Origin of the sequence: uncultured Gilvimarinus sp. (assembly GCF_963975215.1) — a bacterium.
Lineage (GTDB): Bacteria > Pseudomonadota > Gammaproteobacteria > Pseudomonadales > Cellvibrionaceae > Gilvimarinus.
On the sequence record NZ_CAXBFW010000009.1, the window covers coordinates 63,403 to 79,161 of the forward strand.

Annotated in this window: 17 protein-coding genes; all 17 read left to right on the forward strand. The window is 54.6% G+C overall.

Annotated elements, in window-relative coordinates:
• Nucleotides 1-43 precede the first annotated feature (43 nt).
• The 17 genes from AAC019_RS08425 (at nt 44) to AAC019_RS08505 (ending at nt 15,751) form a co-directional block, all read left to right on the forward strand.
• Nucleotides 44-1,279 carry a N4-gp56 family major capsid protein gene (locus tag AAC019_RS08425; RefSeq protein ID WP_339898275.1) on the forward strand — a complete coding sequence of 412 codons (1,236 nt, stop codon included), beginning with the start codon at nt 44-46 and terminating at the stop codon, nt 1,277-1,279.
• Between the two features lie 75 nt (nt 1,280-1,354).
• Entirely contained in the window at nt 1,355-1,756 is a 402-nt protein-coding gene (locus AAC019_RS08430) for a hypothetical protein (protein WP_339898276.1), read from the forward strand.
• A gap of 77 nt (nt 1,757-1,833) precedes the next feature.
• A complete protein-coding gene (locus tag AAC019_RS08435) occupies nt 1,834-2,370 on the forward strand; it encodes a hypothetical protein (RefSeq protein ID WP_339898277.1) in 537 nt (178 codons plus the stop codon).
• A 2-nt stretch (nt 2,371-2,372) separates the two neighbouring features.
• On the forward strand, nt 2,373-3,038 hold the full coding sequence (locus AAC019_RS08440; protein WP_339898278.1) for a DUF6682 family protein: 666 nt from the start codon (nt 2,373-2,375) through the stop codon (nt 3,036-3,038).
• Nucleotides 3,039-3,047: 9 nt separating this feature from the next.
• Nucleotides 3,048-3,695 carry a hypothetical protein gene (locus tag AAC019_RS08445; protein WP_339898279.1) on the forward strand — a complete coding sequence of 216 codons (648 nt, stop codon included), beginning with the start codon at nt 3,048-3,050 and terminating at the stop codon, nt 3,693-3,695.
• Nucleotides 3,695-6,763, forward strand: coding sequence for a hypothetical protein (locus tag AAC019_RS08450; protein ID WP_339898280.1), 3,069 nt, complete (start codon nt 3,695-3,697; stop codon nt 6,761-6,763). The genes AAC019_RS08445 and AAC019_RS08450 overlap by 1 nt, the downstream gene beginning before the upstream one ends.
• Nucleotides 6,764-6,765: 2 nt before the next feature.
• On the forward strand, nt 6,766-7,341 hold the full coding sequence (locus AAC019_RS08455; RefSeq protein ID WP_339898281.1) for a hypothetical protein: 576 nt from the start codon (nt 6,766-6,768) through the stop codon (nt 7,339-7,341).
• Complete coding sequence (locus tag AAC019_RS08460) at nt 7,341-8,066, forward strand: DUF4376 domain-containing protein (protein ID WP_339898282.1); 726 nt, start codon at nt 7,341-7,343, stop codon at nt 8,064-8,066. Before AAC019_RS08455 ends, AAC019_RS08460 begins: the two co-directional genes overlap by 1 nt.
• Before the next feature lie 3 nt (nt 8,067-8,069).
• The gene (locus AAC019_RS08465) at nt 8,070-8,681 is read left to right on the forward strand and encodes a hypothetical protein (protein ID WP_339898283.1); all 612 of its coding nucleotides are present in this window, start codon (nt 8,070-8,072) and stop codon (nt 8,679-8,681) included.
• 62 nt (nt 8,682-8,743) lie between these two features.
• Nucleotides 8,744-10,402, forward strand: coding sequence for a hypothetical protein (locus tag AAC019_RS08470; protein WP_339898284.1), 1,659 nt, complete (start codon nt 8,744-8,746; stop codon nt 10,400-10,402).
• Nucleotides 10,399-11,937, forward strand: a complete 1,539-nt coding sequence (locus tag AAC019_RS08475) for a hypothetical protein (RefSeq protein ID WP_339898285.1) — start codon at nt 10,399-10,401, stop codon at nt 11,935-11,937. The genes AAC019_RS08470 and AAC019_RS08475 overlap by 4 nt, the downstream gene beginning before the upstream one ends.
• Complete coding sequence (locus AAC019_RS08480) at nt 11,937-12,332, forward strand: hypothetical protein (RefSeq protein ID WP_339898287.1); 396 nt, start codon at nt 11,937-11,939, stop codon at nt 12,330-12,332. The genes AAC019_RS08475 and AAC019_RS08480 overlap by 1 nt, the downstream gene beginning before the upstream one ends.
• 399 nt (nt 12,333-12,731) lie before the next feature.
• Entirely contained in the window at nt 12,732-12,977 is a 246-nt protein-coding gene (locus tag AAC019_RS08485; RefSeq protein ID WP_339898289.1) for a hypothetical protein, read from the forward strand.
• A complete protein-coding gene (locus AAC019_RS08490; RefSeq protein WP_339898290.1) occupies nt 12,974-13,717 on the forward strand; it encodes a hypothetical protein in 744 nt (247 codons plus the stop codon). Before AAC019_RS08485 ends, AAC019_RS08490 begins: the two co-directional genes overlap by 4 nt.
• 9 nt (nt 13,718-13,726) lie before the next feature.
• Nucleotides 13,727-14,245: a hypothetical protein gene (locus AAC019_RS08495; protein WP_339898291.1), complete on the forward strand. Its 519-nt coding sequence runs from the start codon at nt 13,727-13,729 to the stop codon at nt 14,243-14,245.
• 1 nt (nt 14,246) lies between these two features.
• Complete coding sequence (locus tag AAC019_RS08500) at nt 14,247-14,498, forward strand: hypothetical protein (RefSeq protein WP_339898292.1); 252 nt, start codon at nt 14,247-14,249, stop codon at nt 14,496-14,498.
• A gap of 2 nt (nt 14,499-14,500) precedes the next feature.
• Nucleotides 14,501-15,751 (forward strand): hypothetical protein, encoded by a 1,251-nt coding sequence (locus AAC019_RS08505; protein ID WP_339898293.1) that lies wholly within the window; start codon nt 14,501-14,503, stop codon nt 15,749-15,751.
• Nucleotides 15,752-15,759: the final 8 nt, after the last annotated feature.

The window sequence follows — 15,759 nt, forward strand, 5'->3', positions numbered from 1 at the left end:
CCTGCCTGAGTTTTTATTGTTTAACTGCTCAGGAGAGTAAGTCATGGGACAAACTTCAATCCCTACAGGTTCACCCGCGGGTAACCGCGTCTTTAACGCGGCGCTTTTCGCAGAAGCGTGTCGCCGCAATTCAATGACTAACCTGCTTACCGGTGAGGCTCCAAAGTCTATTAAAGACTCTAAGGTTGATCCGCGTAAGCAAACCGGTGCCGGTGCGCCAATCGTGCGCGTGACTGATTTGTCGAAAGAAAAAGGCGATGAAATCACCGTTGACCTGTACCACCAGTTAAGCGGTAAGCCCGTTATGGGTGACAAGCCGCTGGCCGGCCGTGTTGAGGGCCTGACTTCAAGCCAGTTCAGCCTCAAAATCAACCAAGGCCGTAAGGCGGTTGGGTCGGGCGGCAAGATGACCCAGCAACGCACCAAGCAAAACCTCAAGTCGATCGCTAAGAAAATGATCGGCCCTTGGTGGTCTCGCTTGGATGACCAGCTGACCATTGTTCACCTGGCCGGTGCTCGCGGTGATGATGCTAGCTCTGACTGGAACGTGCCTTTGGCAAATGATCCAGACTTTGCCGAAATCTTGGTTAACCCTCTGACGCCACCCACTTATGACCGTCATGTGCTGGGCGGCGACGCCACCAGCTTCGGTGATATTGATTCGGCCGATATGTTCAGCATGGACGAAGTGGACAAGATTCGCTTAATCACTGACGAAATGTCGTACCCGCTGCAGGCGATCAAGTACGAGAACGACCCTCGCGCCGAGGAAGACCCGTTCTATGTGCTGTTTGTGACCCCGCGTATGTGGCACGACTTCTCGACCAGCGATGGCGGTAAAACCCTGCGCGAGCTGCAAGCTCAGGCAATTAAGCGTGGTAGCGAGTTCAAGCATCCGATCTTCTCGGGTGATTGCGCTATGTGGAAAAACATTCTGATCCGCAAAATGTCTCGCCCAATCACGTTTAACACCGGCTCTACCGTGGCGGTTTGCACCAACTCTGCTGACGCAACTGTTAGCTCAGACACTGCGGCTACCAAGATCGAGCGCGGCCTGCTGATCGGCTCTCAAGCCCTAGCAACTGCATTCGGTCGTCACGGCACCAAAGAGAGCGGCGGCCACTACTTCTCAATGCACACCGAGACAGTAGACCACGGCAACGCTCAAGAGCACTCAATCGCTTGGATCAACGGTAAGGCCAAGATGCGCTTCCGCGGTTCCGATGGTCGCATTAATGACCATGGCGTGATGGCTCTGGACTGCGCTGTTTCCGGTTAATCCGGGCTCGCTCATAGCAAGGGCTGGAGTTCCGGCCCTCGCTTTCTCACGAAATGAAATTTTAGGAGCACCACTATGAAAGGTGATCGTTTTAACAATCAGGCTATGTCTCTGCCTTACGGCAATCTCGCCGTGCATGACAGTGGCGCCACTTTGGACGCTGCCGCTATTGGTGAAGTTGTGGATCTTATGGTGCTGCCGCCTGGCGCGCGCCTCATGGATGCACGCTTAATCAATGCCGGCCTCGGCTCTTCAACCACACTTACTTTGGGTTATCGCTTCCCTGGCGGTGAAGGCACTGACGATGCGGCTGGCTTGCTGGCTTCTGCGTCTAGCGCCTCTGCCGGGCGTCGTGATACTGCCGCGGCTCCCATTCAGTTCTCAGCACCGGTGATCATTACCGCAACCGTTGGCGGCGCTGCTGCTACTGGTCGGATTGACGCCGTTGTTGAGTACGTCGATGGCGGCACTCTGTAAAAACCTACTTCGGTAGTCTCCCCCCCCCCGCTTGCCCGGCTTCGGCCGGGCTTTTTTATGCCACAAAGGTAATTGTTATGGACGTAATGACTGGTAAAACGGCGAGCGTTACTTACATCGGGCGCAAGCCAAGCAAGCGCGACACTGTCGCTGGTAGCGCTTACGTGTGGGCCGGTTACGGCGATACACACGAAGTTCCCTACAGTATTGCAACTCGACTCCTGCGCCACAAAGACGTGTGGGTTCTGGAAGCTGAGTTTAAAAAGATGTTTCCGGAAAAATCGCCGCACGATGTTGCGCCGGTTAAAAGCGAAGGTTTCAAGATCCCCGCATCGGTTGATGACTTTGATGACGACGACCAAGGCGACGATCAAGGCGATGATTCCGATGGTGACCAAGGCGACGATCAAGACGCTGGCGATGATCAGGCCGACGATGCTGGTGATAGCCTGGATGCCGTAATCAAAAACGCCATTCTTTCGCTTGAAACTGACAACCCCGAGCACTTTAGTAAAAACAATGCTCCGAAAATTAACGCCGTGCGCGAGGCTGCCGGCGATACCAGTATCACGCCTGACCAAGTGCGTGCTGCCTGGGCACAAATGGGAGCATAAGCATGTCGTCAGTCGAGGCAATTACCAACACGATTGTTACCGCGCTGCGTGATGCCGATCAAGACAACTGGCCGGAGGCATACATTCACAAGGCGATCCATGAGGCCGAGTGCGTGATTGTGAATTACCGGCCAGATGCTTACTCGGTGAACGCTACGTTTGATTGTGCCGAGGGCATCGAGCAAGACATTAGCTCGGTATCTTCGCCGGCGCCGCACCGGTTGCTGTCGGTTAAGTACAACGTGGTTAGTGGCAGCCCCGGTCGCTCTATCCGTCGTGTGAGCGTGGGCGATCTGGATGGTATATCGCCCGACTGGCGTTCTAAGACAGCTGGTGCGGCGATTCGCGAGTTCATGTTTGATGAACGCGAGCCTTTGCTGTTTTACGTCAATCCGCCGGCCGCCAATGGCGCAGCCGTACAGATTAGTTACAGCGGCATTCCTGCGGAGTATGGGAATGTCACTGGCAGCACGCAAACCAGCGTCAATGATACCTATGAGCCCATGATTATTGAGTGGGCGCTGTATCGGCTGTTTGGTCAGGACGTTGAGGGCAGCGTAAACATCAACCGCTCTCAAGCTCACCTCAATAACTTCGGTTCGATGATGGGTATCAAGCTGCAGGGCGAGCAGGTTACCTCCGTCAAAGAACCCGGGTTCCGACTTTAAGAGGGGTTTATGACAGTCGAAGCGCACCGATTAACGTCGGACATAGACGTTATCTTTAATAACGTTGGCATGGCTATTCAGGGCGTGCCGTATGACCTTATCGATTACCACACTAAGCGCGCGCTTGTTGAGTTTTGCCGCGTGTCGCTTTTCTGGCTGGAAGATATTGGGCCGGTTCGCGTTGTTCCTGCCACCAACACCTATGACGTGCCTGTGTCGCAGTATCAGCGGGCAATATCCATTGACCGAATCATTGCCACCAAGGGCGATGACGTTAAAGAGCTGCAGCGCAGTAGTGATCCTTGCGTTGAGTATCGATTCTGGCAAACCAGTGATTTTTCTTTTGACGTTTACCCGCACGACCGGCTTGTGGGGTACGACCTTTCGGTTATCGCCGCGCTGGAGCCGGTACCCATCGGCAGCTCTCGGGCAATCAAAGTCTCTCAATCAGTAGTGGATGCCTGGGGTGATGCAATCTCCCAGGGCGCCATCGCCCGGATACAAAAAATACCGGGCAAAGAATGGACTGACCTTGCCCAATCTCAATACAACGAAGCCGAATTTATGCGCGAGGCGCGCCGTGCCCGCCGCCAAAAATCACGCGGCTTTTCCGGTGCGCCCGATGGTGCCGCTAAAAAACCGAGGAAGTTCTTCTAATGGCGATTCAAACGCGCAACGTTACTGTAACGATCAATGATGTAAACGGTGACTTGGTTGAAAATGCTCGAGTCGTCATTAAGCTGCGCGGCCTCGGTAATGGCCCCAACGGTGCTGTAGCGCCGAACACGGTCGAGCAATATACCGACGCATCAGGTCAAACCGTTTTTGAGCTGTGGGAAAATCGGCCGGACTATTCCGACACGTACTACGAGGTGAGCAGCTATCACCCTGACGGCTACCAGATTCACCGGCGCGAAATATTCCGCGTGTATGACTCAGACGCGAACCTAGCCGAGCTGATCTCGTTGGGCTTGGTGGACATAGATTTAACGCAAGCTCTGGCCGATCAGGTTGCCGCCGATCGCGCCGCCGCCGCGAGTAGTGCATCAACCGCGCAAAACGCTGCGTCTATCGCACTGGTAGCGCAGGGTGAAGCGGAAACGGCTGCCCTCCAGTCTGAGCAGTATAAGAATGACGCCCAGGGCTATGCTACTGCGGCCCAACAATCAGCGTCGAACGCCTCAAGCTCTGAGATCGTTGTGGCGAATCTTCGCGATGAAGCTGAGGGGCATGCCAATGCGGCCGCCGTATCCGAAGCGAATGCGCTGCAGTATTCAAACACCGCCGTCGCCGCAAGCACTCAAGCCGAGAATGATGCTCAAGACGCTTCTGACAGCGCTGCAGCAGCACAGTCTAGCGCCACGAGTGCCGGCAGCAGTGCAAGCGCCGCGGAAGACGCCGCCGACGATGCTTTGGATTTTCGAAATGCGGCGCAAGCGGCCGCTACCACCGCGACTATTAAAGCGAGTGAGGCATCGGATAGTGCTCTTAATGCCGCCTCCGCTGAGTCTGGTGCAGAGGGCTTTGCCAATGCCTCCGAGTCGAGCGCCACCAGCTCCGCCAATAGCGCAAGCGCCGCCGAGGGTTTTAAGGATGATGCCGAAACGGCAAAGAACTTGGCTGAGGCTGCCGCCGCCAGCGTGAACAACTTGCTCAACGGTGATGGTGCGCCCTCTGCCGCGCTGGGCGACGAAGACGACTACTACTTGGATAACGTGGCCATCGAATTGTATGGTCCGAAAACGGCCGGCTCTTGGGGTACGCCGGTTGGGCTTGTTGGCCCGCAGGGTGATGAAGGCCCCCCCGGGCCGGCAGGTACCGGAACGGGCGACGTAAACGGCCCCGCGACCAGCTCGGTTAATAATCTCGCGCTGTTTGGCAATAATTCCGGCGATCTTCTTAAAGAAGGCCCGGCTTTATCCACGTTAATTTTTACTTCGGACGTGGCTAGTACGGCTGAGGCTGAGGCCGGGACTGCCGGTAAGATATTGGACGCCGCTGGCGGTATAGCACAACTGGCCAAATATGGTGTTAGCTCTTTATCTGGTATCGCTCCAGCGTTAATTGGCGATGTTGTAAATCAAGGCTCATATTACATAACAACAAATGATCCCACCGACAAGCCTACAAGTAGGTATAGCTTCCTTGATGTTAAAGTTTACGGCGCATACGTTGAGCAGAACATTCGCGATAGACTTGACCCATCTGAGAATTTTTATCGTTATTCGTCTGACGGCGGAACAACGTGGGAGCCTTGGGAGTCCGTTGTTACAAGCTCAAGAGTAGCCACCATAGCCGAGGCTAGCGCAGGTACATCGGGCAAGCTATTGGATGCTGCTGGTGGTATGAAACAGCTACAGGATTATGGTGTTGCTAGTACCAGCTATCCTAACTATCCTCTATCGGATATGGACGCAGACCCGACAGGTGTTCCTTCGGGTTCTTATCGTATCATCAGTTCTCTTCAAGATAATATTCCGTTTGGGGTTGCGAATGGTACTGTAGAAGTAGACCGGTATTCCTCGGGTGTGGCTGTTATTACGTTCACTACACTTAACTACCCGCCCCGTAGAGCTATGCGTATTTTTGCGACTACTTGGAGATCGACTTGGGAAGCGGACGAGTATTGGACAGCAGGCAACCTACAAAAGACTAGCAGCAACACCGACACAACAGCGGGCCGCGTCCCTACCGTTGGCTGGATGGGGCAGGGCATGGCTATCCAGTTGACCAGTAGTGATGACCTGCTGAGCCTACCGTCTATAGGTTCAGGGGCCAACGTAAACTACGTAATCCACAGCGGAGATTTTCCCGCTAACACGCCAGACGATGCTACAGTCGGAGGCGGTGGAGACGCCTATGTTTCCCGCACTCAACGCTTCTCTTCTCGACAGGTTCTGGTGTATACCGATGCTTACACAGGGGCAAAGTGGAGGAATACTCAGACGGGTGGAACGTGGTCAGGATGGAAACCAATAGCAACTCCAAACGGCTTAGGGACTGCTGCTGAGCTTGATGCTGTGTCGTCTCTCATTGACACCACTGCGGGCCGAGCGGTTACCACTGGGTGGATGGGATTCGGCAGCGCTATTGGTATTAACAGTTCGTCGGACTTAGAGAACCTCCCGGCGCTAGATTCGAATAGCAATGCGTTTTATCGGTACAGCTCAGGGTCTTTACCCGCGAATGTTCCGACAGCTAATAGTGCCTTTTTTCAGAGAGTGTACTTTACAAGCACGACTGAAATTCTAAAGCTGGTTACTACAACTGGTGAAGAGTATAAAAATGTAAAACTTTCAGGCACCTGGTCTGGATGGCTGCCCGTAGGCTCCGGCGGTGGCAGCGGCTTCTCTGGCCCGCCTGAATTTGTTTTTGATAGCTCGGACGAGACCAGCAATTCCATTACTGCGACCGTTGATTGTGACGAGGGCTCTGCCTTCATGCTCAACTTTAACGATCCCAGTATCAGCACAAGCGGCTCATTCATCATCGACATTAACAACATTCCCACCTCTGGCGACCAGATATACCGTTGCTCAATTCAGATGATGCGCGCGGGGCGAAAGCCTACGCTTACTTGGCTTCTTGCTGGAGGCCTAACGGTTGAATTCCTCGGTGCTACAACGTATCGCTCAGGCGACGAGGAAACCGATGTGGTCGAGTTTTACTGGTCGCCCATGACGCCCTCAAAAGTGTTCTTCACCAAGTCTGACTCAAGGACATAATTATGATGGGATCGCAGCTGGGCCTTAAAACGCCCGGCAAAGAAATCGCCGGCGAAATGATGATGCGGGGGGAGACTAGCAATACCTACTCCGGCGTCACGCTTGACCTGTCCTCATGCGCTCTTGTCGAGTTAACCATTCAAGCCCCGGGCGGCGGTGGTGGTGGCTCCGTTGTTATCCGCAACACGTCAGTTCAAATCGTTGATTTTTATGAAGGCGATGGAGCGAGCGGCGGGGCCATAGAAACCTTTGAGGTGAACCTAGAGCCCGGAGACAGCATTACTCTGCCGACGGGTGGCACTGCGGGGTCAAGTACAGGCGGCACGCTCGGCGACGGAATTAATCGCCAGGCCGGCAGTGGCACGAAACGTCCAGACATGAGCTTTAAGGGAACAACCATTGCCAGCGGGAACCAAGGGGCCGGTGCGTTTCGCCGATATAGCGCCCCTCCGTATGAATCCAACTACAACCGAAACGCATCGGGCAATGGCGGCGATGGCGGCTACCTCTCTGGCAGCACGATCATTGGCGCCAAAAACGGTGGTGCGGCAAATATTACATGGGAGCTTAAAGACTGATGCAGTACATCGATATTGTTAGCCAAAACGTTATTCACGATCATCAGGTGAAGTCTCGCTTTCTCGCAAAGCCGATAGAAGTAAATGGCAAAAAGGGTTACCGCAGCGTGCAAAGCGTCGACACGCTCAGTGAGGCTGATCTAACGTCAATCGGTGTGGCTAAGGTCGAAATCGTTAATACGCCCGAGCCTGAGTTGCAGCCCTGGCAGTACGTTACCGAGGGTCCGACCAGCAAAGCCAATGGCGTGTGGGCAAACACCTGGATCATTCACGACAAGCCGCTTAACGAATGCAAAGTTGAGCTCCGCGCTCAAAGAAACTACGAGCGTGCCCTTATGCTTGAAAGCCCGTCGTTGGTCTTGAGTATCAGCGATGGCTCTCGCTGGAAGTTTGACCAATCGTCACTGACAGTGCTGCGCGAAAACCTTTTGCTGTACTCGCTAAACCCGGCGCCCGAGTCTCTGCCGGCGGTGTGGCGCGATGAAGACAACGCCGATCACCCTTGCTCTATCGCTCTTCTGTCGGAAATTGCAGCGCGCTATCAGGCTTATAAGCAAGAGCTTTATACCGCGTCATGGGCAATGAAAGCCGCCATCGAGGACGATTCTACGAACACCCACCAACGACTGTTCGCCATCCGGTGGGCAGATTATTTTACCGAAGAAAACGGCATTCCTGCGCTGCGTTGTATCGGCCAAGAATACCATCAACCAGAGCAGGAGTAGGTTATGCGGATTATTTTATTGTTAGTGATGGGGCTGGCCATGGTTGGCTGTGCGAGTAATCAACCTGACGACCGCTGGCTGCAGTGGGCGGCGGCTGAGCAAGCACGTCAGGCGCGATTGTCGGCCCAGGCGGCCAGCTGTGAAACGGATCTATGCCGCGTCATGGTCGCACAAGAGGGCAATAAGGTGAGTACGCCTCAGCCGCGCAATGACTATCACCCGGCGTGGGGCTTGCTGGATAAAACGTTATCCATGGCTTTACCCATTTATGGGACGTATTTAGTTGGCGAGCAATGGTCAGATGCGCTAGTGGGCGTTACCGGCGCCGTTACCTCGATGGACCGAAGTTACATTGATAATTCGTTGTCGGTCGGTGGTGACCAGATCGGCGGTGACCGGGTGAATGACCACAGTACTTACGCGGGCCGAGACTTGATTAGTGGCCGGCAGGTGAACGACTCTAGTACCAATATCGGCGGTGACAGTGTTGGTGGCGACCAGTGGCATGGCGATCGATACGCTGATAGCTGCTTAGGCGCTAGCTGCGCGAACTACTCACCGGGGCCAGTTGATAACTCGGACAGCTCAAACAATTCCGACAATTCCCGGAAGTAACAGCCCGCCTTTTACACCACTAAGCCCTGGCAACCGCCGGGGCTTTTTTTTGCGAGAAAGATATGCCCTCGATTACGGTAAAAGATTTTATCGGTGCTAACTTTGCGCTCGATAGAAAGACGGTGCCTTTGAATCAGGCGACGACGACGAGTTTTAGCCGTTTTGATCGCGGTGTTGTTGAGCCTGAGTTTTTGCCAGGCAATACCGGTCAAACGCTTTCCGGGTCGTCCGTAAAGTCGATCTATCGCTACAACCGTGAAGGCAATAGCGGCAACGGCTACTGGTTCGAGTGGAATACTGATGTTGACGTGGTGCGTGGCCCAATTGCCGATGATCCGTATTTGCGCACGTACTTTACCGGTGACGGCGTGCCTAAAATGACCACGATAGGTATTGCTCAGGGAGGCAGTGGCCCATACCCGGCAGCTTCTCGCGATCTCGGGCTGCCGGCGCCAGGCATTATCACGGCGGTTGGCCCTGATACCGATCCCTACGAGGATACTGACGGGGAAGGAAACCCGATTACTGTTGATCCCGCCGACGGCAACCAGATCATTAGCACTGCCTATGTGATGACATATGTCTCTGATCTGGGCGAAGAGGGGCCGGCAAGTCCCGCCTCAAACATTGTCGATCGCTTTGATGGCGGCACCGTATCGCTAACAAACCTGTCAACGCCATCTGGCGCGATCAGCGTGCAATACAAACGCCTGTATCGTGTTGAGCTCAACGGATCGTTTCAGTTTGTGGCAGAGCTTAGCCCGGCCACTACCAGCTACAACGATAGCGTAGAGAGTGCGGCCTTGGGTGAGGTTTTGCCAAGCGATGGTTGGATAGCGCCTCACCCGGACATGATTGGGCTGACCGCGCTGCCCAACGGAATATTGATGGGGTGGTGGGAAAACACTATTGCGTTCTGCGAGCCTTACCAGCCACACGCCTGGCCGATTGAATACCGGTATGCACTGGATCATAACGTGGTGGGCGCCGCGGTAACCGCCTCGGGCGTCATTATTGGCACCGAGGGCCCGCCTTACATTATGTCGGGCTCGGCCCCGGGCAGCATGAGCCAAAATAAACTGGACGTTGATCTGCCGTGTATCGCTAAGAATAGCGTGGTCGATATGGGCGAGTACGTTGTTTATGCCTCAAAAGACGGCCTGGTTGCGGTGGGCGGTACCAACGCCAGCTTAATCTCTGGCGATAAGATCTCTCGCGATTGGTGGGAAACTTATATTTATAGCACCGCCGACACGCTAAAGGCCGAGCGTTGGCGCAACAAATACCTGCTGTTCTTTGGTGACAGTGGCTCGTCCTCCGGCCTGACGTTCCATCCTGCCGAGGGCGTTGTTTTATTTCCGCTGACCGACTGCGACGCAATATGGCGAGAGCCGGCCACCGATATTGTTTACATGGCGCAAGGGCAGGATATTGTCGCCTGGGCGCAAGGCCCAACAGACAACTTTGTATGGCAGAGCAGCTACATTCAACCGCCGCCGGCGATGCCTTTCAGTTGCTGCAAAATAAAATCGGACAGCCAGGGATTTCTGGAATTCAAGTGGTACACCGATAAGGGTCTGCAAAAAACCAAAACGGTCGCCACGAATGAGGTGTTTCGCCTGCCGGTTCACGCTCGGTACAGCACCTGCTATTTCTCGATCGACGGGTTTGAGCCGGTGCACTCCGTTCAGCTGGCAACTTCAATGAGTGACTTAACATGACCAAGAATCGCTTATTGCCGAAACAGTCGGCACCGATCCCGCGCGATACTCCCATTGAAATGCGCCGGTTTCTTGAGTCGGTACAGGAGCAGCTTGACGTGGGCGGCGGCTTGCGCCGAGGCGACCCAAAGCACCGCTGGTTGCGCTTTAGTGACTTAGAGAATGCCGGGCTAGGGCGGTTTAATGCCGCGCTCAATGGCGGAGAGGGCGGGTTAGAGCCGCCAAATAATGGCGGTGGCAATATTGTTCGCCCTGGCACGCCTCAGAACTTTGAGGTTAGTGGTGGTTACGACTGGATTCACCTTCGCTGGGATCCCGGTCACGGCTGGCCTCAAACTGAAATATGGCGCGCTACCGACTCGGATAATATTGCCGATGCTGTTCGGGTGGGTACCGTTGGCAACTATGGCAGTCAGTACCCAGATCACGACGTTGACTACGGTGTTACCTATTACTACTGGGTTAGATTCGTTAAAGAGGATGGAATACCTCAGCCGTTCACGCCGGCCAATGGTATGCCGGGCGCCATCGTTCTGCATCCGCCTGAATTACTGCAGCAGCTTGAAGATCGAATCACAAGTCAGCAGCTGTCTCAGGATCTTAATGATTACGTCGAGGGCATTGAGGTAAAGGCTGACCACGCAAACAACCAGTACACCATTAAGGTCGGTCAGAATGGTGCTATTGCAGGCTTTGGCTTGGGGTTTACTTCACCGAACTACAACCCAACAAACCCCAATCACTCGATCGCCCTGTTCAACGTGGACACCTTTGCGATTACGCATCCCGGGGAAACCAGCGCCGACCAGCGCCTAGTTTTCGCGGTCGAGGATGGAAACGTTGTTATGGATGCGGCTTACATTACCAATCTGGTGGTGACCGATGCCGTTATTCAGAGCGTAAACGTTAGCAAGATTGTCGGTAATACGGCGTCGTTTGTAAGTGCGAACATTGAGGGCGCCAGCATTACCTCGGCTCAGATTGCTTACCAGATATTTTCTGATTTGTGGGTTCTTTCTGGCGGCACCCAGGGCTGGATGATCGACCGGGCCGGCGGGGGTTACTTTAACGATATATTTGCCCGCGGCAATATTCAGGCAACTAGCCTAGAGGCCGGAACGGCCATGGTTGATACACTTAACATCAATGGCAATGCGGTAACGTCGCCCCAATACTCAACTGGCTCCCAAATATTAAAATCTCCGGGGTCGTCTCCTAGCAACATAATAACGTCGTCAACAGTGACCAGCAAAGCTGGAATGAACGGCGTTCTGATCATTGGCAATGTCAATATTAGCGGCGAGGGCGGCCCCACTCAGGCCGACATTAGAATTAAGCGAAACGGGTCGGTAAGTATTGGTCATAGCGGCACGTCGGAATATGACGGGGAGACTGGCTCTACCGCGGTAATTGCGTTTGACTCAAGCCCGGGGATTAACCCGTATTACACGCTGGAGGTTAGCGTTCCATCTGCGGCTAGTGCTAGCTGTAGGTTTAGGCTTCCGTCGATGGTTGTGCAAGCGGGGTATCGTTAATGGCCAAGTGTACGTTTTTGTGTAGGTCGGATAGCGGCGAGATTATTCAGCATACCGAGCCGGCATCAGAGTCTTTCCCGGAGGTTCCTGGAGTCACCGTCGTTCAGTCCGATGATGGTGACGCTAGTTGGGTGCTCAGCCACTATCACGCCGGCGGAAGTGTGCTGCCTAGACCTGTCATGGCAGTCACGCAGTCAAATGCGGTTGCCGTGGGCGAACCGTGGCGCATTGAAGGCATACCGGCGGGAACTGTGGTGAGTTATCCCGGCGGCACCGTAACGGTCGATGACGGCTTTATCGAACTTTCGTTTGCCGAGCCCGGAGAATACAAGTTCACGTTATCAAATTTCCCATACATTGAGGGTGAGTGCGTTGCCAAAGTTACAGCAGTTTGATCCTGTCAGTAGGCTGGGCCGCCGCGAGGCGTACCAACGACTGGAAATGACCGGGGAAATGCAGGAAGCGATATGGGAGGCTTTAGCTAAGCTGGACGAGAAGGGCATTGATCTCGGGCCTAAGTTTGCCGCGGTATCGGCTAAGCGCAATCACATCAAAAAAACGGCCGTGAAATCGCCAACTTAACTGGCTCTAAACCCGGCTTTACCGTATATTGTCATGGTCGAGGTTTTCTGCTTATGAGATTAAGAAGAAAGCCAGCTGATCAGATTGTTGGCAGGCGTGAAGTAATCGCCCGACTTGCTTCTACTGTCAACGATCCTGATCTTTATGACCGCATAGAAAAGGCCTTGCTTAACTGCAGGGCCTTTTTTTTTGAGTCGGAGGACGGTTTTGCCGTGCTTCGGCCATACCCCGGTTACATGCTGGCATGGGTCGCTATCTCTGGTGACCATAAATCCCGTATCGGTTTAAACGCCTACTTTGAAGAGCTTGAGCGCCTGGCGATTATTGCCGGCTCCCCCGCGCTGCAGTTCTGGACGGTTCGCCGTGGCTTCTCCCGCATTTGCAAGCAACGTGGTTACCATTCGCGCCAATCCGAGTGGCACGGCGTACCAATTACTATCTGGGAAAAATCCTTATGAATGACTTTCTTGAAGACGATCCGCTATTGCAGGGCAATCAGTTCAAGCCCGTAAAGCTGTTTGAGCGCTTCGGGACACAGCGCGTGTACTACAAGGGCGATGCGCCTGAAATCGAAGAGACGCCGCTGGAGAAAGAGTCGGCGGCGATTGCTGAGGAACGCTTTAAATATTACGAGGATAACTACGAGCCGATCAATGCCGCGTTTCGCGACAAGGTAGATGAAATGGACTCCGAGGGCGCTTACAAGTTTGCTGAGGGCGCGGCACGCAGCTCGGCAACCAAAGCATCCAGCGAAGCACGCGAGAACGTGCGCACTGGCTTGGCGGCCGCTGGCGTCAATCCAAACTCTGGCAAATCAAAAATGGCAATGGCTGATATGGCCGATACCGAGGGCGCTATCGCCTCGGACACGTCGGCCCGGGCGCTCAACTCTCAATCAGACGAGCACGCGACCGGCGTGGCGAACGTTGTGGCTATCGGCAACAACCAAGCGACCACTGCGCAACAGGGCCTTAGCAGTTTGGCGAACACGTCGGCGGCAAAAGCAAAGCAAGATGCCTGGGCAGACTGGAATGATAAATCAGCGAAAAATCAGGCGGTAGGCACCGTGTTAGGTGCCGGCGCCCAGTATGTGGCTGGCGGCGGCTTAGGGTCTGCGCAAGCCAGTCCAGGGCCTGCAGGCACCAATGCGACCGATTACAACAGCCCCGACTTTAAGAGTTGGGTTAATAACCAGTAGGTATCGCTTATGGCATTTTTAGGAAACATGGTGAGCCGAAAGTTGTTTGGCAATAACTCTGGTATCACCAAGGCAAAAGAAGATATTTCGCTGTCCGAGCGAATGATGGGCGATAGTGGTGGTGGCGGTGGTGACCATGAGGCATCCAATCGCATGGCCGGCATCTTGCGCAGAGACTGGGATAGCTATATGGAAAACTATGCTCCCTATGACGCCAAGCTCCGCGAAATGGTGATGGGCGATGCTGATAACGAGGCCGCTATCGATCGGGCCCGGGAAACCACCCGAGACTCATTTGCAGCGAGTCGCGAGGCTGGCGAACGTGATCGATCTCGCGCAGGGCTAAGCCTGGCTCAAGATGAGGCAGACGTTATTAACCGCCGCAGCCAGCGTAACGGTACGTTGGCCGAGGTAAACGCGGCTAATCAAACGCGCCTGCACATGCAAGACCGCGACATGCAGATGATGGCGGGCAATATGGCCGGCGGCTTACGCCAAGCTGCAACCGACCCGATGGGGGCTTACTAATATGGCTTATTCCTTAATGGACGCTGGGCGAAGCATGAAAGCGTCCTCCATGGGTGGTTTGGCCCAGGCACAGCAGCGAGACGAAGAGCGCGAGCTACGCAACGAGCAACTTAAAGACGCCAAAAAGACCACAGAAACGACCTCTATGGCGACCGGCGCAATGACTGGTGCAATGTATGGCGCATCGTTTGGGCCTTGGGGCGCCGCCATTGGCGCCATCGGTGGCGGCTTAGTGGGATACCTTTGGAGTTAATTATGGCTAACGGTTTAAGCACGGCCTCGGCCGTCGATGGGGCGATGCGTGGCGCGCAGTTTGTTAGCGGGATGCAAAGCCAGTCTCAGGCGCGCAGCTTGCGTGATGCACAAGAGCAGCGAAGCCAGGAGCGACACGAGCAAATCAGTCAGGATCGCGAAGAGGCCCGGGGCATTCGCGGCGAAAAAATGGATGCGTGGCGAGAAGATCGCAACGCGGCCAAGGCCAAAGAGGCAGAAAACGCCTTGATCTTGTCGAGCCTGACGGCCAGCAAATATTTGGATGAAGGCTCGCTTAGCAAAGAAGAGCTGGCGCTGATGGACAAGTACCCACTGGCCAACGCCAAGTATCTGCAAAGCCCGGAGGTTGGCAGGGCAATCGAAACCTTTAAGGGTGTTATGGACGGCTCGGTTAAGCTGCCCAAAAACGATAAAGGCATGATTGACCTCAGTCAGAATCCCGATCTCGCCGAGGCGCTAATGGTGCTGGACCCGTCGCTTGCCGCCGGCAACAAAGACGGCAAAAAGGTTCGTCCGCGCTTACTAATTCCGAGTGAAGACGGTAAAACTCTGCGCATGGGGCTTGATGTTGATGGTGACGGACAAGTCCGGCCGCTCACCAAAAACCGCTCTAGTGCTGATGATGACGAAGTGGCCGACATTCCGCTGGAGTCATTAATCAATACGGCAATGGCCGTTGAGAAAGCGCGCGACCTGACGAGCAAGCCTGAGTATTACCAGTATCTAGCTGAGTCTCGGGGCCTGCTAAAGCCATCGGAAGGTAAGGCCGGTGAGCTGCAGCAGCATCCCGATCTTGGCTGGATACAGCAGCAAAAGGACGGCACCTATAAGCAATACGATAAGCCCGGCACCAGCGGCAAAGGCCCGGCGGCGCCGGCTGATTATCGCCTGGCGAAGTTGCTGCAGCAGGAATATGCCGCAACCGGTGAAGAACTATCGTTTGAGGACGCTTGGAACAAAGCGAAAATGTCGGTCAGTGATCCAACTAAGTACGTGAAGGACTACGTTAAAACTAAGCTGGAGAAAGGCGCTTACGACGCGGAAGGCAAAGAGCTGACCACCGAGCAGCTTGAGCAAGAAGCGGTCGAGTCGTACAAGCGTATTCGCAACCTCATGAGCCAGGACGATCAGGGCGGAGCGGTAACGCCTCCCGCTGCATCTGGCCAGCCAGCCCCACAAGAGTTTGATCCAAACAGCTTTTTAGACGGCTTCGGCGTCCCTGCCGGACAGTAGAAACACCT